This is a genomic window from Nocardioides litoris, from assembly GCF_006346315.1.
GTDB classification, from domain to species: domain Bacteria; phylum Actinomycetota; class Actinomycetes; order Propionibacteriales; family Nocardioidaceae; genus Nocardioides; species Nocardioides litoris.
The window spans coordinates 87,738-113,283 of sequence record NZ_VDMR01000004.1; the positions used below are offsets into that span (position 1 = coordinate 87,738).

General features: G+C 74.2%; 28 protein-coding genes. 15 read left to right on the forward strand and 13 right to left on the reverse strand.

What is annotated here, in order from left to right; genetic code table 11:
• The first annotated feature begins 3 nt into the window (after positions 1-3).
• From FJQ57_RS14535 to FJQ57_RS14550, 4 genes are read left to right on the forward strand one after another with little or no spacing between them, the layout of a single operon-like run.
• Positions 4-189, forward strand: coding sequence for a hypothetical protein (locus FJQ57_RS14535; RefSeq protein ID WP_139981514.1), 186 nt, complete (start codon positions 4-6; stop codon positions 187-189).
• Entirely contained in the window at positions 186-809 is a 624-nt protein-coding gene (locus tag FJQ57_RS14540; protein WP_139981516.1) for an alpha/beta hydrolase, read from the forward strand. The genes FJQ57_RS14535 and FJQ57_RS14540 overlap by 4 nt, the downstream gene beginning before the upstream one ends.
• A complete protein-coding gene (locus FJQ57_RS14545) occupies positions 806-1,300 on the forward strand; it encodes a gluconokinase (protein ID WP_139981518.1) in 495 nt (164 codons plus the stop codon). Before FJQ57_RS14540 ends, FJQ57_RS14545 begins: the two co-directional genes overlap by 4 nt.
• Positions 1,301-1,310: 10 nt before the next feature.
• Positions 1,311-1,976, forward strand: a complete 666-nt coding sequence (locus FJQ57_RS14550; protein WP_139981520.1) for a SprT-like domain-containing protein — start codon at positions 1,311-1,313, stop codon at positions 1,974-1,976.
• Positions 1,977-2,036: 60 nt separating this feature from the next.
• On the opposite strand, the gene aspS is transcribed toward FJQ57_RS14550, so the two are convergent.
• Both aspS and FJQ57_RS14560 read right to left on the reverse strand, forming a co-directional pair.
• A complete protein-coding gene (gene aspS, locus FJQ57_RS14555) occupies positions 2,037-3,347 on the reverse strand; it encodes an aspartate--tRNA(Asn) ligase (protein ID WP_139981522.1) in 1,311 nt (436 codons plus the stop codon).
• 105 nt (positions 3,348-3,452) lie between these two features.
• The gene (locus FJQ57_RS14560) at positions 3,453-4,187 is read right to left on the reverse strand and encodes an EthD domain-containing protein (RefSeq protein WP_246081829.1); all 735 of its coding nucleotides are present in this window, start codon (positions 4,185-4,187) and stop codon (positions 3,453-3,455) included.
• Positions 4,188-4,369: 182 nt separating this feature from the next.
• Between FJQ57_RS14560 and FJQ57_RS14565 the strand changes: the two genes are divergently transcribed.
• Positions 4,370-4,840 carry a hypothetical protein gene (locus FJQ57_RS14565; RefSeq protein ID WP_139981526.1) on the forward strand — a complete coding sequence of 157 codons (471 nt, stop codon included), beginning with the start codon at positions 4,370-4,372 and terminating at the stop codon, positions 4,838-4,840.
• Here FJQ57_RS14565 and glgA read toward each other — a convergent pair.
• Entirely contained in the window at positions 4,825-6,018 is a 1,194-nt protein-coding gene (gene glgA / locus FJQ57_RS14570) for a glycogen synthase (RefSeq protein WP_211348944.1), read from the reverse strand. The genes FJQ57_RS14565 and glgA overlap by 16 nt on opposite strands.
• Before the next feature lie 43 nt (positions 6,019-6,061).
• On the opposite strand from glgA, the gene FJQ57_RS14575 reads away from it, so the two are divergent.
• A complete protein-coding gene (locus tag FJQ57_RS14575; protein ID WP_139981529.1) occupies positions 6,062-7,300 on the forward strand; it encodes a glucose-1-phosphate adenylyltransferase in 1,239 nt (412 codons plus the stop codon).
• Positions 7,301-7,355: 55 nt separating this feature from the next.
• Here FJQ57_RS14575 and FJQ57_RS14580 read toward each other — a convergent pair whose 3' ends face one another.
• Positions 7,356-7,937, reverse strand: coding sequence for a mismatch-specific DNA-glycosylase (locus FJQ57_RS14580; RefSeq protein WP_139981531.1), 582 nt, complete (start codon positions 7,935-7,937; stop codon positions 7,356-7,358).
• A gap of 79 nt (positions 7,938-8,016) precedes the next feature.
• On the opposite strand from FJQ57_RS14580, the gene FJQ57_RS14585 reads away from it, so the two are divergent.
• The gene (locus FJQ57_RS14585; protein ID WP_139981533.1) at positions 8,017-8,610 is read left to right on the forward strand and encodes a hypothetical protein; all 594 of its coding nucleotides are present in this window, start codon (positions 8,017-8,019) and stop codon (positions 8,608-8,610) included.
• A 33-nt stretch (positions 8,611-8,643) separates the two neighbouring features.
• Here FJQ57_RS14585 and FJQ57_RS14590 read toward each other — a convergent pair whose 3' ends face one another.
• Together FJQ57_RS14590 and FJQ57_RS14595 are read right to left on the reverse strand one after the other, a co-directional pair.
• Positions 8,644-9,921 (reverse strand): phosphodiester glycosidase family protein, encoded by a 1,278-nt coding sequence (locus FJQ57_RS14590; protein WP_139981535.1) that lies wholly within the window; start codon positions 9,919-9,921, stop codon positions 8,644-8,646.
• 74 nt (positions 9,922-9,995) lie between these two features.
• Positions 9,996-10,589, reverse strand: a complete 594-nt coding sequence (locus FJQ57_RS14595; RefSeq protein ID WP_170219449.1) for a TetR/AcrR family transcriptional regulator — start codon at positions 10,587-10,589, stop codon at positions 9,996-9,998.
• A 77-nt stretch (positions 10,590-10,666) separates the two neighbouring features.
• Here FJQ57_RS14595 and FJQ57_RS14600 point away from each other — a divergent pair, with 77 nt between their 5' ends.
• A complete protein-coding gene (locus FJQ57_RS14600; protein WP_139981539.1) occupies positions 10,667-11,209 on the forward strand; it encodes a hypothetical protein in 543 nt (180 codons plus the stop codon).
• Here the strand turns inward: FJQ57_RS14600 and FJQ57_RS14605 are convergent.
• Positions 11,206-12,618: a WS/DGAT/MGAT family O-acyltransferase gene (locus tag FJQ57_RS14605; RefSeq protein ID WP_211348946.1), complete on the reverse strand. Its 1,413-nt coding sequence runs from the start codon at positions 12,616-12,618 to the stop codon at positions 11,206-11,208. The two genes, FJQ57_RS14600 and FJQ57_RS14605, sit on opposite strands and share 4 nt — an antisense overlap.
• 199 nt (positions 12,619-12,817) lie before the next feature.
• Here FJQ57_RS14605 and FJQ57_RS14610 point away from each other — a divergent pair, with 199 nt between their 5' ends.
• The 3 genes from FJQ57_RS14610 (at position 12,818) to FJQ57_RS14620 (ending at position 15,195) form a co-directional block, all read left to right on the forward strand.
• A complete protein-coding gene (locus FJQ57_RS14610; RefSeq protein WP_139981543.1) occupies positions 12,818-13,468 on the forward strand; it encodes an HNH endonuclease family protein in 651 nt (216 codons plus the stop codon).
• Between the two features lie 153 nt (positions 13,469-13,621).
• Positions 13,622-13,957 (forward strand): hypothetical protein, encoded by a 336-nt coding sequence (locus FJQ57_RS14615; RefSeq protein ID WP_211348947.1) that lies wholly within the window; start codon positions 13,622-13,624, stop codon positions 13,955-13,957.
• A 146-nt stretch (positions 13,958-14,103) separates the two neighbouring features.
• A complete protein-coding gene (locus tag FJQ57_RS14620) occupies positions 14,104-15,195 on the forward strand; it encodes a DNA polymerase IV (RefSeq protein ID WP_139981545.1) in 1,092 nt (363 codons plus the stop codon).
• A 21-nt stretch (positions 15,196-15,216) separates the two neighbouring features.
• Here the strand turns inward: FJQ57_RS14620 and FJQ57_RS14625 are convergent, their stop codons facing one another.
• A complete protein-coding gene (locus FJQ57_RS14625) occupies positions 15,217-16,344 on the reverse strand; it encodes a glutamate--cysteine ligase (protein ID WP_211348948.1) in 1,128 nt (375 codons plus the stop codon).
• 107 nt (positions 16,345-16,451) lie between these two features.
• Between FJQ57_RS14625 and FJQ57_RS14630 the strand changes: the two genes are divergently transcribed.
• Positions 16,452-17,918 carry a threonine/serine exporter family protein gene (locus FJQ57_RS14630; RefSeq protein WP_139981548.1) on the forward strand — a complete coding sequence of 489 codons (1,467 nt, stop codon included), beginning with the start codon at positions 16,452-16,454 and terminating at the stop codon, positions 17,916-17,918.
• Here the strand turns inward: FJQ57_RS14630 and FJQ57_RS14635 are convergent.
• From FJQ57_RS14635 to FJQ57_RS14645, 3 genes are all read right to left on the reverse strand, one after another.
• Positions 17,800-18,345: a ribonuclease FAU-1 family protein gene (locus tag FJQ57_RS14635; protein WP_139981550.1), complete on the reverse strand. Its 546-nt coding sequence runs from the start codon at positions 18,343-18,345 to the stop codon at positions 17,800-17,802. The two genes, FJQ57_RS14630 and FJQ57_RS14635, sit on opposite strands and share 119 nt — an antisense overlap.
• A gap of 75 nt (positions 18,346-18,420) precedes the next feature.
• Entirely contained in the window at positions 18,421-19,266 is an 846-nt protein-coding gene (locus tag FJQ57_RS14640) for an SDR family NAD(P)-dependent oxidoreductase (RefSeq protein WP_139981552.1), read from the reverse strand.
• Positions 19,263-20,780 (reverse strand): flavin-containing monooxygenase, encoded by a 1,518-nt coding sequence (locus FJQ57_RS14645; protein ID WP_139981554.1) that lies wholly within the window; start codon positions 20,778-20,780, stop codon positions 19,263-19,265. The genes FJQ57_RS14640 and FJQ57_RS14645 overlap by 4 nt, the downstream gene beginning before the upstream one ends.
• 50 nt (positions 20,781-20,830) lie before the next feature.
• On the opposite strand from FJQ57_RS14645, the gene FJQ57_RS14650 reads away from it, so the two are divergent.
• Positions 20,831-21,430 carry a TetR/AcrR family transcriptional regulator gene (locus FJQ57_RS14650; RefSeq protein ID WP_139981556.1) on the forward strand — a complete coding sequence of 200 codons (600 nt, stop codon included), beginning with the start codon at positions 20,831-20,833 and terminating at the stop codon, positions 21,428-21,430.
• Between the two features lie 76 nt (positions 21,431-21,506).
• Here FJQ57_RS14650 and FJQ57_RS14655 read toward each other — a convergent pair whose 3' ends face one another.
• Both FJQ57_RS14655 and pnuC read right to left on the reverse strand, forming a co-directional pair.
• Positions 21,507-22,508: an AAA family ATPase gene (locus tag FJQ57_RS14655; RefSeq protein ID WP_139981558.1), complete on the reverse strand. Its 1,002-nt coding sequence runs from the start codon at positions 22,506-22,508 to the stop codon at positions 21,507-21,509.
• Complete coding sequence (gene pnuC / locus FJQ57_RS14660) at positions 22,505-23,098, reverse strand: nicotinamide riboside transporter PnuC (RefSeq protein ID WP_139981560.1); 594 nt, start codon at positions 23,096-23,098, stop codon at positions 22,505-22,507. The genes FJQ57_RS14655 and pnuC overlap by 4 nt, the downstream gene beginning before the upstream one ends.
• Positions 23,099-23,187: 89 nt before the next feature.
• Between pnuC and FJQ57_RS14665 the strand changes: the two genes are divergently transcribed.
• Together FJQ57_RS14665 and FJQ57_RS14670 are read left to right on the forward strand one after the other, a co-directional pair.
• The gene (locus tag FJQ57_RS14665) at positions 23,188-23,874 is read left to right on the forward strand and encodes an NUDIX hydrolase (RefSeq protein ID WP_139981562.1); all 687 of its coding nucleotides are present in this window, start codon (positions 23,188-23,190) and stop codon (positions 23,872-23,874) included.
• Between the two features lie 52 nt (positions 23,875-23,926).
• A complete protein-coding gene (locus FJQ57_RS14670; protein ID WP_170219450.1) occupies positions 23,927-25,180 on the forward strand; it encodes a glycoside hydrolase family 43 protein in 1,254 nt (417 codons plus the stop codon).
• The last annotated feature ends 366 nt before the right edge of the window (positions 25,181-25,546 follow it).

Genomic DNA, 25,546 nt, shown 5'->3' on the forward strand with positions numbered 1-25,546 from the left:
CGCATGAAGGTCTGGAAGTGGCTCGGGGTGGCCGGCGTCGCCGGGGTCGCGGCCACCGGTGCGGTGGTCGTGCGCGACCAGCGCCGGCGCGCTCAGGTGACGCCCGAGGAGGTGCGCGACCGCCTCCACGAGCGCCTCGCCGCCGCCCGGGGGCCCCACGGCCGGCCCGGGGACGACCGCCGGTCGTGAGCGAGCACGCCCCGCGACTGGTGCACACCAGGAGCCCCCGCGACCCCGCCGGCCTCGTCGTCGTCCTGCACGGCGGCGCCTCCCGAGGCGACCGGATGGCCGTCAGCCCCACCCAGCTCTCGGTGGTCCGCATGATCGGTGTCGCCGGCCGCATCGCCCGCGCCGGCCGCGGCCGTCTCGCCGTCGCCCGGCTGCTGAACTCCTACCGCGGCTGGGACACCGAGCACACCCCGGTCGACGACGCCCGCTGGGCGGTCGACCAGCTGCTCGAGCGCTGGCCCGGCCGACCGGTCGCCCTGGTCGGCCACTCCCTCGGCGGCCGCGCCGCCCTCCTCGCCGCCGAGCACGAGGCCGTCACCACCGTGGTCGCGCTCAACCCCTGGGTCTACCCGACCGACGGCGTAGGGCTCCCCGGACGGTCGGTGCTCGTGGTCCACGGCGACCAGGACCGCATCGCGTCCCCCGAGCGCGCCCGCCGGGTCGCCGACCGCATCGGCCGCAGTGCCGAGGTCACGTTCCGCGTCGTCGAGGGCGGCAAGCACGCGATGCTCCGTCACGGCCGGGTCTTCGAGACCGCCGCCTCACGCTTCGTCGTCGACCACCTCGGCCCACGCCGATGACGCGGCTCGTGGTGGCCGGCATCTCCGGCTCGGGCAAGTCGACCGTCGGGGCGGCGCTCGCCGAGCGGCTCGGCGTGCCGTTCTGCGACGGCGACGACCTCCACCCGCCCGCCAACGTCGCCAAGATGCGCTCCGGCACCCCGCTCACCGATGCCGACCGCTGGCCGTGGCTCGACGCGGTGGGGCAGTGGCTCGCGTCGTACGACGCCGGCGTGGTCGCCTGCTCGGCGCTGCGCCGCACCTACCGCGACCGGTTGCGCCACGCCGTGCCCGACCTCGTCGTCGTCCTCCTCGACGGCGACCCGGCCCTGGTCCGCGAGCGCCAGGCCACGCGGGGGCAACACTTCATGCCGACCTCGCTGCTCGACTCCCAGCTGGCGACCTTCGAGCCGCTCGCGCCCGACGAGGGCGGCATCACCCTCGACGTGGCCGACCCCGTCGAGGTGCTGGTCGAGCAGGTCGCGTCCCGGGTTGTCGGTGGTCGCGGCTAGCGTCGCGCCCGTGGACCTGCGCGACGCCTTCGCTCTGGCCGAGGACCTGCTCGCCCACCACGGCCTCGACGACTGGACGGTGGCCTACGACGGGGCCAAGCGGCGCGCCGGCATCTGCCGGTTCGGCCCGAAGGTGCTGGGGCTGTCGGCGCCCCTGACCGCGCTGCACTCCGAGGCCGACGTGCGCGACACCATCCTGCACGAGATCGCCCACGCCCTGGCCGGCCCGCGGCACGGCCACGACGAGGTGTGGCGGGCGGTCGCCGTGCGCATCGGCTGCTCCGGCGAGCGCTGCGTCTCGCCTGACGCGCCGGCGGTCGAGCCGCCGTGGCTCGGCACCTGCGCGGCCGGCCACACCACGGGCCGGCACCGTCGTCCCGAGCGCGTGGTCACCTGCGGTCGCTGCTCGCGCACCTTCGACCTCGCCCACGTGCTGACCTGGACCCACCACGGCCGCCCCGCCGTCATGCACCCCAACTACGAGGCCGAGCTCGCCCGGCTCCGCACGGGCGCCCGGCTCACCCTCCACCGCATCGGCACGCGGGTGCGCATCACCGCGCCCGGCGAGCACCGCGGGCGGGTCGGCAAGGTCGTCAAGCTCGGCCGCACCAGCTACCACCTGCGCACCGGCCGCGAGACCCTCCGCGTCCCGTTCTCCCTGGTCGAGCGTGCCTGAAGCCCCGAAAGACCACTGACCCGTCGTAGATCTACGACGGGTCAGCGGGAGAGGTGGCGACTACGGGCTGAGGCGGTTGAGGTCGCGCGGGAACAGGGTGACCTGGCGGACGTTCTCGGCGCCGGTGAGGCGGGCGACGAACCGCTCGAGGCCGATGGCCCAGCCGCCGTGCGGGGGCATGCCGTGCTCGAAGGCCTGCAGGTAGTCGGCGTACGACTCGACCTTCTCGCCGCGGGCCTCGATGGCCGCGACGTAGTCGGAGTAGCGGTGCAGGCGCTGGCCGCCGGTGACGAGCTCGAGGCCCCGGAAGAGGATGTCGAAGCTGTTGGACCAGCGCGGGTCGCTCGGCTGCGGGTGGGTGTAGAAGGGGCGCTTGGCCATCGGGTAGCCCTCGACGGCGACGAAGTCGCTGCCGTGCTCGGCCTTGGCCCACTCGCCGATCGCCCGCTCGTGGGCGGGGGCGAGGTCGGGCTCGTCGGCGGGGGCGCCCGCGATCTCGAGCGCGCGGGAGAAGTGGATGACCGGGATCTCGTCGGGCACGCGCGGCAGCTCGAGCTTGAGCCGCTCGACGGCGGGGGCCGCGGTGGTCTCGATGGCGCCGACCATGCCGGCCAAGGCCTCGCGGAGCACCGCGAGCACGTCGCGGTGGTCCTCGATGAAGCCGAGCTCGGCGTCGAGGGAGACGTACTCGGCGAGGTGGCGGGCGGTGTCGTGCGGCTCGGCGCGGAAGACCGGGCCGACCTCGAAGACGCGCTCGAAGACGCCGACCATCTGCTGCTTGTAGAACTGCGGGCTCTGGGCCAGGAACGCCTTGCGGTCGAAGTAGTCGACCTGGAAGACGTTGGCGCCGGACTCGGTGGCCGAGCTGACGATCTTGGGGGTCTGGATCTCGGTGAACCCGAGGTCGCTCAGCGAGGACCGGAAGCCCTGCATGGCGGCCGAGGCCAGCTCCCAGCCGGCCCGCTGCACGGGGTGGCGCCACATGACCGGGGCGTGGTCGAGGATCGTCGGCAGGCCGGTGTTGAGCTTGGGGCGCCACAGCTCGACCGGCGGCGGGGCGGCCGGGTCGCACAGCGCTGTCAGCTCGGGGCTGACGACCTCGATGCCTCCAGGAGCGGCGTCGTTGGCCGAGGCCACGCCGCGGACGGTGAAGACGGTCTCCTCGCGCAGGTCGCCGAGCTGCTCGAACAGCGCGTCCTCGGGCCGGACGACGACCTGGGACAGACCGGAGCGGTCGCGGATGACGAGGAAGGCCACCGAGGCCAGCACCCGCTTGCGGTGCAGCCAGCCCTGGAGGACGACCGGTGCGCCCGCCTCGAGGCCGGAGACGTCGGCGGCGAGGGTGCGCGGGGCAGAAGCGTGGTCACTCACACCCCCGACCCTAGTGGCCGCCGGCCGCGCCCCCGCGATCGGCGTACGCCTCAGCAGTCGGTCAGCCGTCGGTCAACCGTCGGTCAGCCGTCGGTCAACCGTCGGTCAGCCCGCCGCGGGCTCGCGCAGCCTGCCCAGGTCGTGCAGGTAGCGGCTGGTGGGCACCAGGTCGATCCCGCGGTCGGCCCCGATCCGGGCGACGCTGGCCATGAGCCGGGTGATGCGGTCGTCGAGCTCGGCCTGGTCGCCGCCGCTGCCGTAGAAGGCGTGCACGTCGTGCACGGCTGCCGCCGGGAACAGCTCCTCGACGACGGCGGCCACCGGCTCGACGCCGTCGGGAAGGACGCCGACCTGCTCGAGGACCACGTTCTGCAGGTAGCCGAAGGTGGCCTGGGTCGCGATCGCGACGGGGGTGTGCTCCTCCAGCCACCGCCGGCGCCACTCGGCGTGCTCGAGCTCGGGCGGGCGTCGCAGGATCGCGACGTTGGCCAGGCAGTCGGACCGGTCGCCGTCCCAGGTCTCCGGCGGGGCGAGCGGCCGCCGCTCCTCGACCCGCCAGCCGACGAGCGCCGAGGCGGCCTCCGCCAGCACCCGGCGTACGTCGAGGGCCGCGGCGTCGTCGGGCAGCCAGGTGCTCACCACGGCGCCGACGGGGGTGGGTCCGGCGGGGATGCGCAGGGCGTCGGCGACGTGCTCGTCGTCGAGGTTGACCTGCAGGTGGGTGACGCCGAGCGTGGCCAGCGCGCCGGCCAGGGCCGGGGCCCGCAGGGCCGTGTGGTCGGCTCCCCAGAGGGCCCACACGAGCTTGGTGCCTGACGGGTCGACCACGGTCGTGCTCACGAGCGACAACCTAGCCCGACGGGGTGGTGGCCGGCCCGTGAACGCGGTGGGGCGCCCTGGCATACGCCCCGCCCCCGGGGGTACGGCGTGGGCGGCGCGGGTCTTCCCCCGGGCCGTCGCACCGCCTCTGCTCGGGCTCCGGCACGCATGGGGACGGTCCCCCACGCAGGAGGCAACCAGCGGTGCCCGCACGCTTCGTCGTCATCGACCCGCCCCTGGGGGAGGGTGAGGTGCGGTTCCTCGCGGCGTTCGCGGCCGACGCCGCCGTCCGGCGCGTGTGGCCCGGCCAGCCGCGACGGTGCTGCCCGTGGCGGCCGAGCGAGGACGGCCGGTTCCTGCTGCTCGTCGACGAGCTGGCCGACCAGCCCGACGACGCCGACGCGGTGGCGAGCTGGCTGCGGTTCCTGTCCCGCGAGTTCCTGGCCCCGAGCACCGAGACCTCGCTCGACGCGGCCCTGACCGCGGGGCTGCGCGGCGGGCACCGGGTGCGGGGCGAGGTCGTGGTCGGTGGCCGGAGGGTCACTATCGACGTGGGCCGGGTGACGATCGAGGACCTCGAGCCAGCCGCGGCGGACGGCCGGGACGCCGTGGTGGTCGACCTCGACACGCGGCGCGCGCAGGCGGCGCCGCCGGCGGCTCAGACCGAGCGGTAGACCTCGACCGTGCGGCGGGCGATGGCGTCCCAGCCGAACGACTCGACCGCGCGCGCCCGGCCGGCCCGGCCGTAGGTCGCGGCCCGGTCGGGGTCGGTCACGAGCCGGGTCAGCGCGTCGGCGAAGTCGGCGACGTACCTCTCCGGGTCGAGCGGGGTGCCGGTGCCGTCGGTGGCCTGCTCGATGGGCACGAGCACTCCGGTGGCGCCGTCGACCACCACCTCGGGGATGCCGCCGGTGGCGGTGGCGACGACCGCGGTCTCGCAGGCCATGGCCTCGAGGTTGACGATGCCGAGCGGCTCGTAGACCGACGGGCAGGCGAACACGGTGGCCGCGGTGAGCAGCGCGACGACGTCGGCGCGGGGGAGCATGTCCTCGATCCACACCACGCCGGTGCGGGTGGCCGAGAGGCCGTCGACGAGCCCGCGCACCTCGGCCATGATCTCGGGGGTGTCGGGCGCGCCGGCGCACAGCACGACCTGCACCTCCGGCGGCAGCGCGGCGACCGCGCGCAGGAACAGCGGCAGCCCCTTCTGCCGCGTGATCCGACCGACGAAGACCACCGACGGCCGGTCGGGGTCGACGCCGATCCCACGCACCCGGTCGGGCGCCGCGGTCGGCGACCACAGCTCGGTGTCGATGCCGTTGTGCACGACGTGCACGCGCGCCGGGTCGACCGCGGGGTAGGCGGCGAGCACGTCGTCGCGCATCGCCGCCGAGACGGCGACGACCGCCGCCGCCCCCTCGTACGCCGTCCGCTCGGCCCACGACGAGACGGCGTACCCGCCGCCGAGCTGCTCGGCCTTCCACGGCCGGAGCGGCTCGAGGGAGTGGGCGGTGACGACGTGCGGGACGCCGTGGAGCAGGCCCGCGAGGTGGCCGGCCATGTTGGCGTACCAGGTGTGGGAGTGCACGAGGTCGGTGCCGGCGCACGCGTCGGCGATGGCCAGGTCGACCCCGAGGGTGCGCAGCGCCGCGTTGGCCTGCTCGAGCCCCGCGAGGTCGGCGTACGACGTCGTGCCGGTCTCCTCGCGCGGCGCACCGAAGGCGTGGACCCGCGCGTCGACGTCGAGCTCGCCGCCGAGGCGGCGCAGGGCCCGCACCAGCTCGGCCACGTGGACCCCGGCGCCGCCGTAGATCTCGGGTGGGTACTCCTTGGACAACACGTCGACCCTCACGCCGAGCAACCTATCCCGATGTGATCCCCACTACGGTTCCACCATGAGTGCCCGCAAGAAGGTCCTGGCCATCGTGCTCGCGGGCGGGGAGGGCAAGCGCCTGATGCCGTTGACGGCCGACCGTGCGAAGCCGGCCGTGCCCTTCGCCGGCATCTACCGGCTCATCGACTACGCGCTGTCCAACGTCGTGAACTCCGGCTACCTGAAGATCGTCGTGCTCACGCAGTACAAGTCGCACAGCCTCGACCGGCACGTCACGCAGACCTGGCGGATGTCGACGATGCTCGGCAACTACATCGCCCCGGTGCCGGCCCAGCAGCGCGTCGGCAAGCACTGGTACCTCGGCAGCGGTGACGCGATCTTCCAGTCGCTCAACCTCATCCGTGACGAGAAGCCCGACATCGTCGTCGTCGTGGGTGCCGACCACGTCTACCGCATGGACTTCTCCCAGATGGTGGCCGCGCACGTGGACTCGGGCGCGGCCTGCACGGTCGCCGCGATCCGCCAGCCGATCGGCCTGGCCGACCAGTTCGGCGTCATCGACGTGGTGCCCGACCAGCCCAGCCGCATCCGCGACTTCCTGGAGAAGCCGACCGACCCGGTCGGCCTGCCCGACTCGCCCGGCGAGGTGCTGGCCTCGATGGGCAACTACGTCTTCGACGCCGACGCGCTCGTCGAGGCCGTCACCCGCGACAGCACGACCGACGGGTCCAAGCACGACATGGGCGGCGACATCGTGCCGTCGTTCGTGCGTCGCGACCAGGCCGGCGTCTACGACTACCAGCTCAACGACGTGCCCGGCTCGACCGACCGCGACCGCGGCTACTGGCGCGACGTCGGGACGCTCGGCTCCTACTACGCCGCGCACATGGACGTCGTGTCCCCCCTCCCAGTGTTCAACCTCTACAACTTCCAGTGGCCGATCTACACCTCCTACGGACCTCAGCCGCCGGCCAAGGTCGGCGCCGCCGAGGGCCAGGCCTCCCACGTCGACGACGCCGTCCTCTCGCCCGGGGTCGTGGTCAGCGGCGGGTCGGTCGTGCGGTCGGTGCTCTCGCCCGCCGTCGGCGTCGCTCCCGGCGCGTCGGTCGAGGGGTCGGTGCTGATGAACGGCGTCCGCGTCGGCGCCGGCGCGACCGTGCGCAACGCGATCCTCGACAAGAACGTCGTCGTCCCGCCCGGCGCCCGCATCGGCGTCGACCCCGAGGAGGACCGCGCCCGCGGGTTCGTGGTCGAGGACGGCCTCACGGTCCTCGGCAAGGACCAGCCCTTCCCGGTCTGAGCCCCAACCGGGCCTGTCAGCCGGGCCTGTCAGCCGGGCCTGTCAGCCGGGCCGGTCAGCCGGGACCGAGCAGTCCCGCGGCCCGCGCCGGCTCGGCGTACGCCGCGGCGAGGGTCTCGACGGTGTCGTGGGCGTTGAGGCCGCTGGGGTTGGGCACGACCCAGACCTGGGTCGTGCCCCAGTCGTCGGGCTGGCGGCCGGCCCTGGCCTTCGGTTGCCGGTACGCCGCCCGCCAGGCGGTGACGCCCGCGACGGCGACCACGGTCGGCTGCACCCGGTCGACCAGGTCGCGCAGGCGGGCGCCGCCCTCGGCGTACTCCTCGGGGGTGAGCTCGGAGGCCCTGGCCGTGGCGCGGCGCACCACGTTGGTGATGCCGATGCCACGGGAGCGCAGGTGCTCGCGGTCGTCGTCGGTCATGCCGGTCGCGGGGTCGATGCGGCGCTCGACGATGCCGGCGCGCTGCAGCGCGGGGTAGAAGCGGTTGCCCGGCCGGGCGAAGTGGGTCTGCGTGGCCGCGGTCCACAGGCCGGGGTTGATGCCGACGAAGAGCAGCCGCAGCGGCTGCCCCGGCCCCGGCAGCAGGTCGGGCACCTCGGTGTCGCGGAACGCCTCCAGCTCGGCCTGCGTGAAACCCACGCGACCAGCCTGCCAGCACCCCACCAGCCCCCCGCCGGCACTGCCGGAACCGATCCGGGCGCAGTACCGTCGAAGGACCATGCGACGACCTCTCGGTGCCCTGGCCGCCCTCGCGGCGACGTCCGCGCTGCTGCTCTCCGGCTGTGGCGACGGCGGCGACGACTCCGCCTCCGACCCCGCGCCGACCGCGCAGTCGCCGACCCCCTCGGCCCCCTCGAGCCCCTCGGCGCCCGCGCCCTCCTCGACCCCGTCGACCGGCCCGAGCGACGGTGACGAGCCGACGAAGTCGCCGCCGCTGACCCCGCCGTCGCAGCCCGACGGCGCGGAGGGGGGCGTCGTCGTCGCCCTCGAGCACGCCACCGCCGCCGGCGGCACGGTGCAGACCGAGGCCGTCCCCGTCGCGCCCGGCGAGACCGACGCGCTGCTATCCGGCATCACCGACGAGGGCCTGCGGTCGGCCGTGGAGGAGCAGGTGCGCTCAGCGGCCGCGGCGGGCGACCGGCTCGGCGAGCTGTACGGCGCCGTGGTGTCGGTCGGCTGCGACGTACCGCCCGGGGTGTCGGTGGCCCGGGCCGGCGAGGGCTGGGTGATCACGCCGCAGAAGGTCGTCGACCCGCTGCCCAACTGCTTCGCGCCGGTGACGACCGTGGCCGTCGTGGCGGTGCTGGGCTGACCGGCTGACGTCCGACCGGTCGACCGAGAGGGCTCAGCGCGGGCGGTACTGGATCGACACGCCGTTGGCGACCCGACGCTGGGCGCCGTCGGAGGGCACGTTGACGACGCCGAGGGTGGCGGAGCCGGCGCGCCGGGCGACCATCGTGGTGGAGCCGCCGCCGTCGAGGTTGAGGGCCGACTCGGCGCCGAGGTCCATCATCTTCTGGGCCAGCTCGACCATCGTGTAGCCGCGGCTGGCCTGCGAGCGGCCGTCGACGGCGAGGAAGAGCAGCGTGCCGGTGTCGCGGTCGATGCCGACGGCGGTGCGGGGGTGCATCTCGCGGTCGTCGACGACGGTGACGGTGCCGTCGAGGAGCAGGAACTTGTTGCCGGTGACCGCCATCTGCGGCTGGCCGGGGACGCGGCGCTCCAGCTTGAGCCGCATGCCGCGCTTGAACTGGCGCAGCTGCGCGGCGCCGGCGTCGCGGCCGACGAGGAGCGTCCCGCGGAACGCCGTGCCGCGCGGCAGGCGGGTGCCGGTCCACTTCACCTTGTTCTTGACGACCTGCACGATGCGGACGCGCTTGCGCTGCCCATCGGTCCAGCGGTAGCCGGAGGTGCGGCCCCAGGCGGGCGTCCAGGCGGCGATCCGGCCCGGCAGCACCGAGGGGGAGTTGAACCCGTCGACACGCAGCTGCGGGCGCTGCTTGATGCGGACCACGGTGGGCAGCGGCCCGATCTGGGGGGTGCCGGTGCGGTCGACGTAGAACGCGGAGTTCCAGCTGTCGAGCCGTCCGTGCAGCAGGCCACGCTGGCGGTCGCGACCCACACCGAGCGGGGCGCCGGTGTCGCCGATGTCGAAGAAGTCGGCGTTGACCCCGGCCACGCCGCCGTCGCGGGCGACCATGCGGGAGACGGTGTCGACGGCCGCCACGGGCCCGGAGTTCACCTGGTCGATGCTCAGACCGGGGGTGCCCCACCGGACCGAGAGCAGCGAGAGGTGCACCGGGCCGCGGCTCGTCGCCTCGTCCCAGGTGGTGACGTCGACGCCCGGCACGACCGGCGTCGTGACCGGGGTCCGGCGTGCGGAGCCGCGCAGCGAGGGGGCGACCTCGCGCGGCGCGGGCCCGACCACCCCGTCGCTGGTCTGGGGCTTGCGGGTGCCCTGGACGAACCCGGTGGGCCGGTCCCGGTCGCGCTGGTCGCGCTGGTCGCGCTGGTCGCGCTGCGTCCCCGCCTGGGCCGGGACGGCGGCGGGGGCGGCGGGGGCGACGACCGGCGCCGCGAGGGCGAGCAGGCAGGTCAGGGCGGCGGCGGGGAGGGGGCGCACCGACCCAGGGTAAACAAGAGGCGTCGCCGTGCCCATGTTTCGGGTGAGACGGATGTGACGCACACGGGGCCCGGTCAGGGGCCGAGCGCGGCGAGGTGCCCGTCGAGCACGGCCTCGGCCGCGGTGGGCTCGAGGTCCGCACCGGGGCCGAGCAGGTGCAGGGCGAGGCCGTCGACGACCACCGCGAGCCGCAGCGCCTCGAGGTCGAGGTCGAGGTCGGGGCGCAGCAGGCCCGCGGCCGCGGCGAGGTCGAGGGCGGCCCGGCAGCCCTGCCGGAGGGCGTCGTCGAGGGTCGCGCGCAGCCGGACCAGCTCGGGGTGGCCGGGGGAGCCGAGCACGAGGGCGAGGTGCGTGCGCAGCTCGAGGCTGCGCTCCTCGTCGAGCGGGAGCAGCTCGGTGAGCAGGGCGAGGACGGCGGCGCGGTCGGGCACCGGACGGTCGGCGCGGGCTCGGAAGCGGGCGGCGGCCCGCTCCACCACGAGCTCCATGGCGGCGGTGAGCAGGTCGGCCTTGGTCGGGAGCACGTGGCGCAGCGACCCGGCCGAGACCCCGGCCTCGGCGGCGACGTGGCGCACCGAGACGGCCTCGAGGCCGTCGCGGGCGATGATCCGCCAGACCGCCTCGGCCAGCTCGGCGCGGCGGTGGTCGTGGTCGATGAGCCGGGGCACGGGACGATGGTAGTACGGCCGTGTCACAACCGTGCTAGGGTCGTTGGCAACACAGTCGTGCTGGCTTGGGAGGGGTCATGATCGCGTTCGTCATCGTCGCGTGCGAGGTGGCGTTCTGGGTGGTGCTGGCCGCCGGGATGCTGCTGCGCTACCCCGCGAGCCGACCGCGGCTCGGCGCGGTGGTCCTGGCCGGGGTGCCCCTGGTCGACGTCGTGCTGCTCGTCGCGACGGGCGTCGACCTGGCGCGCGGGGCCGAGTTCCACTCCGTGCACAGCCTGGCCGCGGTCTACCTCGGCTTCTCCCTGGCCTTCGGCCACAGCCTGGTCCGCTGGGCCGACGTGCGCTTCGCGCACCGCTTCGCCGGCGGTCCGCCACCGGCACCCAAGCCCGCCGCGGGCTCGCCGGAGCGGCGGCGTGCCCTGTGGGTCGAGTGGTTCCGGGTCGTGCTGGCGGCCACGATCGCCGTCGCGGTGCTCGGGCTGCTGTCGTTGGTGGCCGACCCCGACCAGCGCGCGGCCGTGCTCGGCTCCGCGGGTCCGCTCGGGCTGGTCGTGGTGGTCTGGCTGGTCGCCGGCCCCCTGTGGGAGTCCGGCTCACGGCGTACGGCGGAGCGGGCCTAGGCGACCCCGGCGGCCTTCTCCAGGGCGGCGACCTCGTCGTCGAGGTGGGTGAGCAGCCGCTGCAGGTGGGGCACGGTGCGGCGGCAGCCCGTCAGCCCGAAGGCCATGTTGCCGTCGTAGGAGCTGCAGGTGATGTTGAGCGCCATGCCGTTGATGGGGATCGACAGCGGGTAGGTGCCGAGGAGCTTGGCGCCGTTCCAGTAGTGCGTGCTGCGCGGGCCGGGCACGTTGCTGATGATGAGGTTGTACGGCGGCCGCACGATGCCCTGCATCTTGAGGACGGGCGTCAGGATGGCCGGCACCTGGCCGATCGCGCTCATGGCGACGATCTGCACGGGCGTCATCGACGACAGCGCGTCCTTGCCGTCCTTCATCGACTTGTGGATGGCGCCGAGGCGGCGGGCCGGGTCGGCGAGGTCGGTGGCCATCTGCACCATGACCGCGCCCACCGCGTTGCCGCCCTCGGCACTGGCCGCCTGGGACTGCTTGGCGTTCAGGCCCACCGGCACCATCGCCACGAGCGGCTTGTCGGGCAGCGCGTCGAGCTCGCCGAGGTAGGTGCGCATCGCGCCGGAGCACATGGCCAGGACGACGTCGTTGATGGTCGTGCCGGTGGCCTTGCCGATCGCGCGCAGCCGCTCGATCGGCCAGTCGTCGGCGGCGAAGCGACGCGAGCCCGTGATGTCCTGGTTGAAGATGGTGCGCGGGGCGTAGAGCGAGAGGGCGGAGGTCTCGTTCTTCAGGCCCTTGCGCAGCGTCTTGACCAGCGCGCTCGGCATGCCGGCCGCCTCGGCGGTGATGCCGAGTGCCGTGCGCAGCGCGGTCAGGGGCAGCTCGGACAGGCCACCGCCGTCCGCGGCGCGGTCGTCGTTCCTCGTACGGCGTCGGCGCGGCTGGTGGCCCCACGGCGGCGGCATGTCGCGCTCGTCGGGGTCGGTGCTCAGCACGCTGGCCAGCAGCCGCATGGCGGAGACGCCGTCGACGAGCGCGTGGTGGGTCTTGGTGTACATCGCGACGCGGCCGTCACGCAGGCCCTCGATCAGGTGGGCCTCCCACAGCGGACGCTCCCACGCCAGGCGGGTGCTGTGCAGCCGTCCGCAGAGCTCGAGGAGCTCGCGCACGCGGCCGGGCTGGGGCAGCGCGCTGTGCCGCACGTGGTGCTCGATGTCGAACTGGTCGTCGGGCTTCCAGACCAGCTGGGCGCCGGTGCGCACCGAGCGGTGCGGGTGCTTGAGGAACAGCGGCGCCACCTCGTCGACGTCGAGCATCGACTCGAACATCTGCCGGGTGTAGTCGCGGTCGGCGCCCTCGGGCTTCTCGAACAGCTGCAGGCCGCCCACGTGCATCGGCATGTTGCGGTTCTCGGCCAGCAGGAACGCGGTCGCTGTCGGGTCGATCGGGGTGGCCACCTCGCGATCCTGTCGCGGCGTGACGGGCTCCACAAGACACCCGTCCGGGGCCGGGTCGCCGAGAGGTGGAGCAGCGTTCACCGAGGGTTCTCCCTCGACCTGCGCGCCGACGGTTGTCGTGGGGGCCCCGGGGCCGCAGGCTCGGGCCCGACCGCCACGCACACCGCCGCACACCACCACGGACACTCGGGAGTCCAGCATGCGTCGTCCGCTCACCCTCGCCCTCGGGCTGCTCACGGCCTCGTCCGGCCTCCTCGCCGTGTCGCCGGCCGCGCACGCCGAGTCCTACTCCGCGCCCCTGGTCACCGCGATCGGCGACCTGGCCGGTGCCTCGGAGGTCCGCACCGGCTACAGCCGCGACCTGTTCAACCACTGGATCGATGCCGACGGCGACGGCTGCAGCACCCGCAACGAGGTGCTGGTCTCCGAGGCCGACGACCCGGTCAGCGTGGGCTCGTCGTGCTCGTTGTCCGGGGGCCGCTGGTACTCCTACTACGACGGCGTCTCGCAGACCTCGGCCTCCGCGCTCGACATCGACCACATGGTGCCGCTCGCCGAGGCCTGGGACTCCGGCGCCCGCACCTGGTCGTCGGCGACCCGGCAGGCCTACGCCAACGACCTCGGCGACTCCCGCGCGCTCGTCGCGGTGACGTCCTCGGTCAACCGGTCCAAGAGCGACCAGGACATCGCCGAGTGGCTGCCCGCCCGCGACCGCTGCCGCTACCTGCGCGAGTACGTCGCGGTGAAGCTGCGCTGGCGGCTCTCGGTCGACTCCGCCGAGCGGTCGGCGATGTCGTCGCTGGCCTCGGGCTGCACCAACAGCACGATCACGGTGACCCGGGCCCGCTGACCGGCCGGGCCTGTCCCGGAGTCGTCCCCAGGCCGGGCACCCGCGGCGGCTGTCCACAGGGCCCGTCGCGGTCGGGCCGCACCGTCGGCGCGCGTCCCTAGCGTCCCTCGCGTGCCACCGGACCAGCCGGTGGACGACCGAGAGGACCCTCCTGTGACCGCTCCGACCCGCCCCCTGCCGCTCCTGCTCGCGACCGCGGTCCTCGGGCTGCTCGCCGGCCTGCTCGCCCCGGGCGGTCCGGCCTCGGCCGCCCTGGCGACCGACCGGCCGATCATCACCCACGTCGAGGGCGACCCGGCCAACGGGTTCACCCTGACCTACGCCGACGGCTCGACCCTCAGCCCGCCCACCGACTCCGAGGCCGCGGCCGAGTGCAGCGAGTACGACACCCGCCTCGACCGCGTCCGCTGCCGGGTCGAGGTCCGCACCTGGTACCGCGACCTCGGCGACCTCCAGCGTTCCCTCGCCTGGGTCCGCGCCCACGAGTGACCGAGCGCCAGCCGTACCCGGCTCCCCGGTGGTCGAGGAAGGCGGCCTGACGGCCGGGCGCCACGGTGGTCGAGGAAGGCCGCCTGGCGGCCTGTCCCGAGACCACGCTCGCGCACCGGTGGCCCCGGGGGTGACAGCATCACCCCATGACCGTGCCGGTGCTGCACGTCGACCTCGACCAGTTCCTCGCCGCCATGGAGGTGCTGCGCCGGCCCGAGCTCGCGGGCCGACCGGTGGTGGTCGGGGGGCGCGGTGACCCGACGGAGCGGGGTGTCGTCTCGACGGCGTCGTACGAGGCGCGCGAGCACGGGGTCCGGTCCGGGATGCCGCTGCGCACGGCGCTGAAGAAGTGCCCCGACGCGGTCTTCCTCCCGGTCGACTTCCCGACCTACGAGGGGGCCTCGGCCGCGGTGATGACCACGCTGCGCGCGGCGCGGTGGGCCGGCGACCCGGTCGACGTCGAGGTGCTGGGCTGGGACGAGGCGTTCGTCGGGCTCCGGCCGGGCCCCGACGGTGCCGAGCCTGGTGGTGGGCACGACCCGGAGGCCTTCGCCCTGCAGGTGCGGGCCGAGGTGCTGGCCGCGACCGGCCTGCACTGCTCCGTCGGCATCGGCGACAACAAGCTGCAGGCCAAGATCGCCACCGACTTCGGCAAGCCGCGGGGCGTGTTCCGCATCAGCGACGAGACCTGGTTCGCCCAGATGGGGCACCGCCCGACCCGGGCGCTGTGGGGCGTCGGCGCCAAGATCGAGAAGCGGCTCGCCGCCCTCGGCATCGAGACCGTGGCCCAGCTCGCCACCTCCGACGTCCGGGTGCTGGCCGAGGCGATCGGCCCGACGATGGGGCCGTGGTACCACCGGCTCGGCCGCGGGGTCGACACCAGCCGGGTCGACCCCACGCCGTGGGTGCCGCGGGCGCACGGCCGGGAGGAGACGTTCCAGGTCGACCTGGCCGACGACGCCGACGTCGAGGCGGCCGTCCGCCGCATCACGGGGCGGGTGGTGGCCGACATCGCCGCCGAGGGGCGGCCGGCCTGGCGGGTGGGGCTCAAGGTGCGCGACAGCGCGTTCCAGACGGTGCAGCGCAGCCGCAAGCTGCCCGACGGGCCGACCGACGACCCGGAGGTGCTGGCCGACGCGGCCGTGTCGCTGCTGGCCCGGGTGGAGCGCCGTCGACCCGTCCGGCTGGTCGGCGTACGCCTGGAGATGGTCGAGCCCGACGGCGGGTACGCCCGCTAGGCCCAGGACCCTGCGCCCGGGTCAGACCGAGGCGCGCAGCTCGCGGACCACGGAGTCGACGACGGCCACCAGGTCGCCGTCGTGGGCGGCGGCGACCGCCCGCTGCCGCTGGTACGACGCCCCGCCGGCCACCACCTCGGCCACCGAGGCCAGCTCGGCGGCGCAGCCGAGCCGCTCGGCGGTCGGCTCGAGCCGCACCAGCAGGTCGGCGAGGTCGTCGGTGACGAGCCGCTCGGTGGAGGCGGCGTCGAGGATGACGATGGCGTCGAGGCCGTAGCGGGCGGCGCGCCACTTGTTCTCCTGCACGTGCCAGGGCGGCATGGTCGGCAGGGTCTCGCCGGCGGCCATCCGGGTGTCGAGGTCGACCACGAGGCAGTGGCACAGCGCGGTCAGGGCGGCGAGGTCGCGCAGGGAGGAGACGCCGTCGCAGACGCGGTTCTCCAGCGTGCCGAGGTGCGGCGCGGGCCGCAGGTCCCAGCGGATCTCGCTGAGGTCGTCGATGACGCCGGTGGTGACCTGGTCCTGGGCGAAGGCCTCGAACTGCGCCCAGGTCTCGAACTGGAACGGCAGACCGGCGGTGGGCAGCTGCTGGAACATCAGGGCCCGGTTGGACGCGTAGCCCGTGTCGAGGCCGCCCCACACGGGCGAGGAGGCCGAGAGCGCCTGCAGGTGCGGGAAGTAGTTGAGCAGGGAGGACAGCACGGGCAGCACCCGGTCGCGCTCGGGGAGCCCGACGTGCACGTGGACGCCCCAGATCAGCATCTGCCGGCCCCACCACTGGGTGCGGTCGATCAGCTCCTCGTAGCGGTGGCCGGCGCTGAGCTGCTGGCCGGTCCAGGAGGCGAAGGGGTGCGTCCCGGCGCCGTACAGGTCGAGGTCGAGGTCGTCGCCCGCGGCGAGCACGGGCGCGAGCGTCGCCCGCAGGTCGTCCATCGCCTCGCCGACCGTCGAGCACACGCCGGTGACCAGCTCGACGGTGTTGCGCAGCAGCTCCTGGTGCAGCCGCTCGGGGTGCGGCAGGCGGGGGCGAGCCCGGGCGAAGAGGTGCTGGGCGTCGTTGCGCAGGTCGCGGCTGCGGCGGTCGACGAGCGCCAGCTCCCACTCCACGCCGAGCGTGTAGTCGGCCGAGGCGTGGAAGTCGATCCGCACCGGGCCAGCGTTCCACAACGGCTGGGGGGCGGCCTCTCCCGCCGGGGTGACCGACATCGCTCGCCCGCTCCTTGGGTGGCCCCGGCCCCGTGCGCGACCATCGCAGGATGGCTGAGCAGGACCTCCCCGCGACCCAGCAGATCCCGCTGCCCAACCGCCTCGCGCTGACCCTCGACTTCTGCCTGCGCGTGGGTGAGCTCTTGCTCTCCTCCGGCGCCGGGGCGGCCGACGTCACCGCGACGATGCTCTCGCTCGCGCGGGCGCTCGGCGCCGAGCGCGCGGAGGTCGACATCACCTTCACCTCGCTGTCGATCACCCACCAGGACGACCCGCAGGACCCGCCGCTGATCGTCACCCGCCAGGTCGTGCAGCGCACGATCGACTACCAGGACCTGACCCGCGTCGACCACCTCGTGCGCGACGTCGTCGCCGGCCGCACGGGCCTGCGCGAGGGCCGGGCCGAGGTGCGGCGGATCGTCTCCACCGGCCATGACCGGCCGCGGTGGGCCGTCACCGGCGGGTGGGCCGCGATGGCGGCCGGCGTCGCCCTCCAGCTCGGCGGCGACGTGGTGGTCATCCTCCTCGCCGCCCTGGCCGCGGTCCTCATCGACCGGTCGCAGCTGCGCATCGCCCGGCGGCGGCTGCCGGTCTTCTACCAGCAGGTCGCGGGCGGTGCGGTGGCCACCGCGGTCGCCGTGGGGGCCGCGGCCGCCGACCGGTGGCTCGACCAGGGCCTCGACGTGTCCCTCGTCGTCACCGCCAACATCGTGATGCTGCTCGCGGGCATCGGGTTCATGGGGGCCATCCAGGACGCGCTCACTGGCTTCTACATCACCGCCGGCGCCCGCATCACCGAGGCCATGCTCTCCACCGCGGGCATCATCGCCGGGGTCAGCGGCGGACTCAGCCTGGCCGCCGCCCTGGGGGTCGAGCTGCCGACGTACGAGCCCGGGGCGACGAGCATCCAGACCGTCGGGCTCGGGGTCGCCGGCGCGGCGGTCGCGGCCGCGGCGTTCGCGTTCGCGTCGTACTCCCCGAAGCGGGTCCTGCTGCCCATCGCCGCCGTGGCGGGCCTGGCCATGGCGATCTCGCGCACGGTCGAGGCGCCGGGCATCACGGGCGCGTGGTCGGTGGGGTTCGCGGCGCTGTTCGTCGGCCTCGTCGGGTACGCCGTCGCGCGCCGCCTCACGGTGCCGCCGCTGATCGTCGTGGTCTCGGCCGTGGTGCCGATGCTGCCCGGCATCGCGATCTACCGCGGTCTGTCGCTGCTCGGCGAGGGCAGCCGCCGCGACACCTCGCTCGGGCTGGTGGCCCTCATCGGGGCCGCGTCCGTGGCGCTGGCGGTGGCGGCGGGCGTGATCCTGGGGGAGTACCTCGCCCAGCCGTTGGCCCGCGAGGCGCGCCGGGTCGAGTCCCGGCTGGCCGGCCCCAAGCTGGTCGGTCCGGTCGGCGTGATCAGCCGCCGAGGGACGCGAGCAGGTCGAACCAGCGACGAGCGGCCACCCCGTCGAACGGCGCCGACCCCGCCGACACCGAGCCCGCCACCCACGCACACGAGGTCTCGGCGAGGCTGACCACCTCGGGCGGGTAGCCGAGCGTCACCCGGTGCTCGGCGAACTCGTCCTCGTCGTCGACCACCACCCGCCCGTCGGGCATCTCGATGACGTCGAGGTCGAGGTCGACCGCGCGGCACGTCGGCACCGGCGCGGCGAGGTCCCAGACGGGCACGCTCGTCATGTCGACGTACGTCGCCACGACGTAGCCGGGGGCGTGGAAGGTGGCCAGCCACCCGGCGTCGGCTGGCACGAGCCCGACCTGGGCCGTCTCGGTCACCAACGACGCGCCCGGTCGCGCCATCGGCGTCCCGGACGGGATGCCGATCCAGGCGCCGTGCACGTCCGTGCCGAGCCACACCGCGTCGAAGGCCCAGTGCGGCCGGTCGCCCCACTTGGTCATCTCGACCCGCACGGAGGCGCCGGCGTCGAGGTCGGGCGACGTCATGCGGGCAGCCTGTCACGACGCTGACCCGTCGTGCATCGACGACGGGTCAGCGTGGGTGGAGCGGGAGGGGCGGGGTCAGACGACCTTGGTCTTGGCGGGCAGCACCTTGCCGGCGCCGGCGGCGACGACGTCCTGGTAGCGGGCGCCGACGAGCTTGGCGGCGGTGTGGATGGCGTGGGCGTCGAGGCCGACGAGCACCCGGGGCTGGTTCTTCAGGATGCCGCGGACGATGATCGCCGCGGCCTTCTCCGGGGTCATCTTGGCCAGCTTCTCGTCGAAGAACTTCGCCGTGGCGGCCTGGTCCTCCTTGGCCGAGACGCGGGAGTTGCGGGCGATGGCGGTCTTGATGCCACCGGGGTGGACGGCGGTCACGCCGACCGGGTGCTTGGCGATGAGCATCTCCTCGCGCAGCGCCTCGGTCATGCCGCGCACGGCGTACTTCGAGGCGTTGTACATCGACTGGCCCGGCATCGAGACGAGGCCGAAGAGCGAAGAGATGTTGACGACGTGGCCGTCGCCGCTGGCGATCAGGTGGGGCAGGAACTCCTTGGTGCCGTGCACGACGCCCCAGAAGTTGATGCCCATGATCCAGTCCATGTCGGCGTACTCGAGGTCGGCGAGGTCGCCGGCGAGCGCGACGCCCGCGTTGTTGACGACCACGTTGACCCGGCCGAAGTGCTCGACCACGTCGAGGGCGTAGCGGGCGAAGGCGTCGCGGTCGGACACGTCGAGCCGGTCGCTCTTGACCTTCGTGCCCGGGGCGGCGGACTCCACGAGGCGGACGGTCTCGGCGAGGCCGGTCTCGTCGACGTCGGAGAGCGCGAGCTGCGCGCCCTTGCCGGCCAGGTCCAGGGTCAGGGCGCGGCCGATGCCGGAGCCGGCACCGGTGACGACGGCGACCTTGGCGTTGAGCGTCTTCATGCGGGGACGACCTCTCGATCAGGGGTAGGGGCCGTGACGGCGTACGCCGCCACGTCGAAGCGCCGGGTCAGGGCCCGGAACGTGAAAGTGGCGCGGGGCCACAGGGTGGTGTTGTTGCCGTGCTTGTCGAGGTACCAGCTCGCGCAGCCGCCGGTGCTCCACACCGTGCGGCCCATCCGGCGCTGCAGGTCGGCGTTGAACGCGCGTTCGGCGGCCTCGGTCACCTCGACCGCGGCGTACCGGTGGGTGCGCATCGTGCGGATCGCGTCGACGACGTACGAGACCTGCGCCTCGATCATGAAGACCATCGAGGAGTGCCCGAGGCCGACGTTGGGGCCGACCACGAAGAACAGGTTGGGGAAGCCCGGCACCGTCGAGCCCTTGTAGGCCGCCATGCCGCGCTCCTCGAACTGCCGCGCGAGCGTGTGGCCCTCCCGGCCGGTGATGTGCTCGGTGATCGGCAGCTCGGTGGTGTGGAAGCCGGTGGCGACGACGATGACGTCGACGGGCCGCTCGGTCTCGGTGCCGTCGGGGGCGGTGCTGACGATGCCGGTCGGGGTGACGCGGGTGATCCGGTCGGTGACGACGTCGGCGTTGTCGGCGGCGAGCGCGGGGTAGTAGGCGTTGCTGATGAGGATGCGCTTGCAGCCCATCCGGAAGTCGGGGGTGACCTTGGCCCGCAGCCCGGGGTCGCTGATCGCCTTGTCGATGTTGCGCTTCGCGACTTGCTGGACCGGGGCGAGGATGCCGGGCGCCTGGGTGAAGGGCAGCACGTAGGACTCCCGGCCCCAGTAGATGGCCTCGCGGTAGACCTTCTGCAGGCCCGGCACGTGGCGCAGCGCGGCCTTCTCGATCGTGGGGTAGCGGCGGTCGTGGCGCGGCATCACCCAGGGCGCGGTGCGCTGGTAGACGTCGAGGTGGCCGACCTGCGGCTGGATGGCCGGCACGATCTGGATGGCCGAGGCGCCGGTGCCGATCACCGCGACCCGCTTGCCGGCCAGGTCGACGTCGTGGTCCCAGCGCGCGGAGTGGAACAGCTCGCCGCCGAAGCCCTCGATGCCCTCGATGTCGGGCAGGCGGGGCTCGGAGAGGCCGCCGGCGCCGCTGATGACCGTGCGGGCTGCGTACGTCGTGGGGCCGGCCGGGCCGGTGGTGCGCACGACCCAGCGCTGCTGCGCCTCGTCCCAGCGGGCGTCGTCGACGGTGGTCTCGAAGCGGAACCGGTCGAGGGTGCCGGACTCGCGGGCCACGCGCTGGATGTAGGCATGGATCTCCGGCTGGGGCGAGAACGACATCGACCAGTCGGGGTTGGGGGCGAAGGAGAAGGAGTAGAGCTGGCTCGGGACGTCGCAGGCCGCACCGGGGTAGGTGTTGTCGCGCCAGGTGCCGCCGACGTCGGCGCCGCGCTCGACGACCACGAAGTCCGTCTCGCCCGCCTCGTCGAGCTTGATCGCCGCGCACAGGCCCGCGAAGCCGGCGCCGATGACAAGGTGGTCGACGGTCTGCTCGGTCATGGGGAGGACGCTATTGGCGTTATTGAACAAGTGTCAATAGACTGCGGTGCGTGACCGCAGGCACACCCACCCGCACCCGCCTCACCCCCGACGAGCGCCGCTCGCAGCTGCTCGACCTCGGGGTGCGGCTGCTCGCCGACCGCTCGCTCGACGAGCTGAGCATCGACCTGCTCGCCGAGGAGGCGGGCATCTCCCGTGGCCTGCTCTACCACTACTTCGGCAACAAGCACGCCTTCCACGAGGCCGTCGTGCGCCGCGCCGCCGACGACCTCGTCGCCCAGACCGCCCCGCCACCGTCGGGCGACCCGCTCGCCCGGCTCGCGGCGTCGATGACGGCGTACGTCGACTACGTGGTGAGCAACTACGCGGGCTACCTCTCGCTGGTCAAGGGCGCCCAGGGCGGCAACGAGACCCTCCGGGCCATCTACGACGAGGCCCGCTCGGCCCTGACGGACCGGATCTTCACCGAGGACGCCCAGGGCGACCTGATCCCCGACACCCCGGTCATCCGGCTCGTCGTGCGCGGCTGGTCGGCCATGGCCGAGGAGCTGGTGCTGTCGTGGGTCGCCGACCCCGCCGGCGTCTCCCGCGCCGAGCTCGAGCACGTGCTCGCCTCGTCCCTGCCGGCGCTGGTGGCCGCGGAGGTGTGACCACGGTGGTCGAGGAGGTTGCGCAGCAACCGTCTCGAGACAGGCGCTGGCGCGCCTTCCTCGACCACCGTGTGCTTCAGTCTGCGTCCTCGCCCACCCTGTGGTGCAGGAAGGCCAGCGCCTGCTCGACCCGGTCGGCGACCGTGCCGTGCACCTCGACCCACGGCACGCCGTCGTCGCCGAGGGTGTCGCGGAAGCGCTGCTGCATGGCGTGCCGCACGTGCTCGCCGTCGCGCAGGCCGTCCTGCACGAACGGGATCTCGTCGCCGGTGAGGATCCGCGCCGCCGGACGCACCTGGTCGGCCGCGGCCGTGGCGACCTCGGGGGAGAGGTGGCCGACGTACCGCTCGTGCCACAGGGTCGTGGCCTGGTTGTCGGTGTCGCAGACCAGCCACGGCACCGGCGTACGACGGGCGGCGGCCTCCTCCCAGGCGCGCTGCTCGCGCACCACGTGGACGAACTCCTCGGTGCGCCAGGGCGCGTCGAGCCCGCCGGGCCGGACCTCCGACCAGTGCCGGCCGAACTCCGGCACCCACGGGCAGCCCAGCCGCTCCGCCAGCGCGGCGGCCAGGGTGGTCGAGCCCGTCGACTCGGCGCCGGTGACGACGACGCGGCGGACGTACCAGGCGCGCACCGGCGGGGCGAGGAACGCCCAGTGGCCGCCGGGGTCGGCGCGCACGGCCGTGCCCGAGACCGGCACCTCGACCCGGCCCGGGTCGACCTGCACCCAGGTCGCGCCGAGCCGGCGGGCCAGCTCGGCGCCGTAGTCGTCGGAGGTGAAGGCCGCGTCGACCGGCTCGTCGAGCAGGCCGGTGATGACCTCCATGTGCCGGTCCCAGATGTCGGGGTCGTCGAGGTCCACCGGTGTCTCGTCGTGGGCCGCCACGAGGTGCACGTCGGGGAAGAGCTCGGCCACCCAGCCGACCCGGACGTCGAGCGGCGCGTCCTCCTCGCGACGGGCCAGCACCTGCACGGTCACCCGGTCGCAGGCGGCCCGTGCCTCCTCGACGAGGTGCTGGTGCCCGGCGTGCAGCGGCCAGAACTTGCCCAGCACCAGCCCGTGCCGGAAACGGCTCACGCGACCCCCGCTGCGACGGGCGCGTCCTGGTCGAGCGTGGTGCGCGCCCGGCGCCACTGCACGAGCCCTGCGACGCACAGGCCGAGGAACACGACGTACAGGCCGGCGGTGAGCCAGAGGCCCTTGTGGGCGTAGAGCGGGATGTAGACCAGGTCGGCGGCGATCCAGAACCACCAGTTGGCGACCCACTTGCGCGAGAGCATGAACTGCGCGACCAGGCTGAGCGCGGTCGTCAGGGCGTCCCAGCCGGCGACCGTGGAGTCGGTCCAGGTCAGCAGCACCCACTGCAGGGTCGCGGTGATGACCGCGACGGCGACCAGGCACCCGACCAGGGCCCGGGCCGACGGGTCGTGGACCACGACGCCGGTGCCCTGCTCGCCGCCGCGCACCCACCAGTACCACCCGAGCAGGGCGAGGCCGATGTAGACGACCTGCAGCCCGGCGTCGGCGTACAGGCCGACGGGGACGAAGAGGGCGATGAACAGCACGTTGTTGGCGATGCCGACGGCGAAGTTGGCCACGTGCTGGCGCACCACGAGGTAGACGCAGAGCAGGCCGGTGGCGAAGGCGGCGATCTCGGTCCAGTCCATGACGGACCTCCCTGAGCTTGATTTGTTGTCGGTGTGACAAAGATGCGCTGCGGCTTGTTTCGTGTCAAGTCCACAATTAATGTGACGGTGTGAGTGAGTACCCGGTCAGCTACGTCGCTGTCGACGTCGTGGCGTTCAGCATCGCCGACGGCGACCTCGCCGTGCTGCTGGTCGAGCGCGGCGTCGAGCCGTGGCGCGGGTCGCTCGCGCTGCCCGGCGGGTTCCTGCGGCCCGAGGAGGACCTGCTCGCCGCGGCCCGGCGCGAGCTGTGGGAGGAGACCGGGGTCGACGAGCCGGTGCTCGAGCAGCTGCGGTCCTACGGCGCCCCCGACCGCGACCCGCGCGCCCGCACGGTCAGCGTGGCCCACCTCGCCGTGCTGCCGGAGCCGGTGGCCCCGCTCGCCGGCACCGACGCGGCCGGCGCCGCCTGGCACCCGGTCGGCGGCGTACGGCGTGACGCGCTGGCCTTCGACCACGGCGCGGTCCTCGACGACGCGGTGGAGCGGTTGGCCTCCAAGCTGGAGTACACCGCGCTCGGCACGGCGTTCCTGCCCGAGGAGTTCACGCTGGCCGAGCTGCGGGCGGTCTACGAGACGGTGTGGGACCGGCCGCTCGACCCGGGCAACTTCCAGCGCAAGGTGCGCGGGGCCGCGGACTGGGTGGTGCCGACCGGTGAGCAGCGCGCGGCCACGCGGGGGCGGCCCGCGGCGCTGTTCCGCGCCCGCAAGACCGGCACCGAGCCGCTCGACGCGCCGCTGGTGCGCGGCACGGTCTGACGCCACCCCCGATCGTCCCCGGCGCCCGCCGGTCGTGGGGCACCATGGGCGCGTGCTGCTCCGACCCCGCCGACGCCCGGCCCTCGCCGGCGCCGTCGCGGCGGTCGTGCTGGCGCTCGTGGCCGGTTGTGCGGGGGCTCCCGAGGGGCCCGCCGCCCCGGCGCCGAGCACCTCGGCGCCGTCCGGACCGACCGCACCGCCCTCGGAGGCCGCACCCGGCGACCCGGCCGCGCTCGAGGACGCCGAGATCACGACCCCTCCGCCCCCGCCCGAGAGCCAGGTCGACAACGACCTCGTGCGGCTCGCCGCGCTGGCCGAGCGCATCGCCTCGCGGCTGCCGACCCAGCAGCGCCCGGCCGAGGTCGTCGTCGACGGCGCGGGCGAGGCCTGGGTGCCGGGCTCGACGTACCGCGGCGCCTTCGCCGACCCCGACGTCGTCCGCGCCGACGGGCGCTGGTGGGCCTACGCCACCAACACCTCCGGGCGGCACGTCCCGACCCTCGTCTCCGACGACCTGCGCACCTGGACCGCCCTCGGTCCCGACGCGCTGCCGCAGGTCGGGCCCTGGGTGCAGGGCCGCGGCGGGGGCGGCGGCCTCTGGGCGCCCGGCGTCGAGCGCATCGGCGACGGGTGGACGCTGGCCTACTCCGCGCAGTACGGCGTCGTCGGCGGCCAGCGCCACAACTGCATCGGCCTGGCCCGCGGCACCAGCCCGGCCGGGCCGTTCACCCACCTCGGCGACCCCCTCGCCTGCGCGCCGAGCTCACGCCAGGGCGTCATCGACCCCGACCTGTACCTCGACGCCGAGGGCCGGCCGTGGATGCTGTGGAAGTACTCCGGGGAGTACCGCAAGCGGCCCGCCGGCATCTTCAGCCGCCAGCTCAACGCCGACGGCACCGACTGGGCGCCCGGGTCGCAGACCTTCGAGATCCTCACCTTCCAGGGCGGCTGGGAGGGCGACACCATCGAGAACCCCAGCATGGTGACCTTCCGCGACGTCACCTACCTCTTCTACTCCGGCAACTACTGGACCTCCGCCGACTACGCCACCGGGTACGCGATCTGCGAGGGCCCGGCCGGACCCTGCGGCCGCCCCTCGCCGCTGCCGCTCCTCAGCACCGCCACCACCGGCCATCCCGGCCCCGGCGGCGCCACCGCGATCGTCACCCGGGACGGGCGCCGCGAGTCGCTGCGACTCGTCTACCACGCCTGGGAGCCGGGCCGGGTCGGCTCGCTGCGGCGGATGCGCGTCGCCGGCCTCTTCCAGCGCCCCGACCTCACCCTGGAGCTCGTCAACGCGGGGTGAGCCCACGCGCCGCAGCGGCTGACCCACGGTGGTCGAGACACGGTGGTCGAGGAGGGACGGAGTCCCGTCTCGAGACCACGCGCCGCATCGGTTGAGGTGGTCTCGACCCACGGTGGTCGAGGAGGGACGGAGTCCCGTCTCGAGACCACACGCCGCATCGGTTGAGGTGGCCTCGACCCACGGTGGTCGAGGAAGGACGGAGTCCCGACTCGAGACCACACGCCGCATCGCTTGAGGTGGTCTCGAGACAGGCCGCAGGCGGCCTTCCTCGACCACCGTGGGGTCGGGTCGCAGGTGCGCGGCGCGCTCGACCACCGTGGGGTCGGGTCGCAGGTGCGCGGCGCGCTCGACCACCGTGGGGTCGGG

Bases quoted from the DNA above. Each gene is read 5' to 3' on its own strand.
- FJQ57_RS14535 (WP_139981514.1), top strand. From the start codon at position 4: ATGAAGGTCTGGAAGTGGCTCGGGGTGGCCGGCGTCGCCGGGGTCGCG.
- FJQ57_RS14545 (WP_139981518.1), top strand. From the start codon at position 806: ATGACGCGGCTCGTGGTGGCCGGCATCTCCGGCTCGGGCAAGTCGACC.
- FJQ57_RS14575 (WP_139981529.1), top strand. From the start codon at position 6,062: ATGAGTGCCCGCAAGAAGGTCCTGGCCATCGTGCTCGCGGGCGGGGAG.
- FJQ57_RS14585 (WP_139981533.1), top strand. From the start codon at position 8,017: ATGCGACGACCTCTCGGTGCCCTGGCCGCCCTCGCGGCGACGTCCGCG.
- FJQ57_RS14600 (WP_139981539.1), top strand. From the start codon at position 10,667: ATGATCGCGTTCGTCATCGTCGCGTGCGAGGTGGCGTTCTGGGTGGTG.
- FJQ57_RS14610 (WP_139981543.1), top strand. From the start codon at position 12,818: ATGCGTCGTCCGCTCACCCTCGCCCTCGGGCTGCTCACGGCCTCGTCC.
- FJQ57_RS14620 (WP_139981545.1), top strand. From the start codon at position 14,104: ATGACCGTGCCGGTGCTGCACGTCGACCTCGACCAGTTCCTCGCCGCC.
- FJQ57_RS14630 (WP_139981548.1), top strand. From the start codon at position 16,452: ATGGCTGAGCAGGACCTCCCCGCGACCCAGCAGATCCCGCTGCCCAAC.
- FJQ57_RS14635 (WP_139981550.1), bottom strand. From the start codon at position 18,345: ATGACGTCGCCCGACCTCGACGCCGGCGCCTCCGTGCGGGTCGAGATG.
- FJQ57_RS14640 (WP_139981552.1), bottom strand. From the start codon at position 19,266: ATGAAGACGCTCAACGCCAAGGTCGCCGTCGTCACCGGTGCCGGCTCC.
- FJQ57_RS14645 (WP_139981554.1), bottom strand. From the start codon at position 20,780: ATGACCGAGCAGACCGTCGACCACCTTGTCATCGGCGCCGGCTTCGCG.
- pnuC (WP_139981560.1), bottom strand. From the start codon at position 23,098: ATGGACTGGACCGAGATCGCCGCCTTCGCCACCGGCCTGCTCTGCGTC.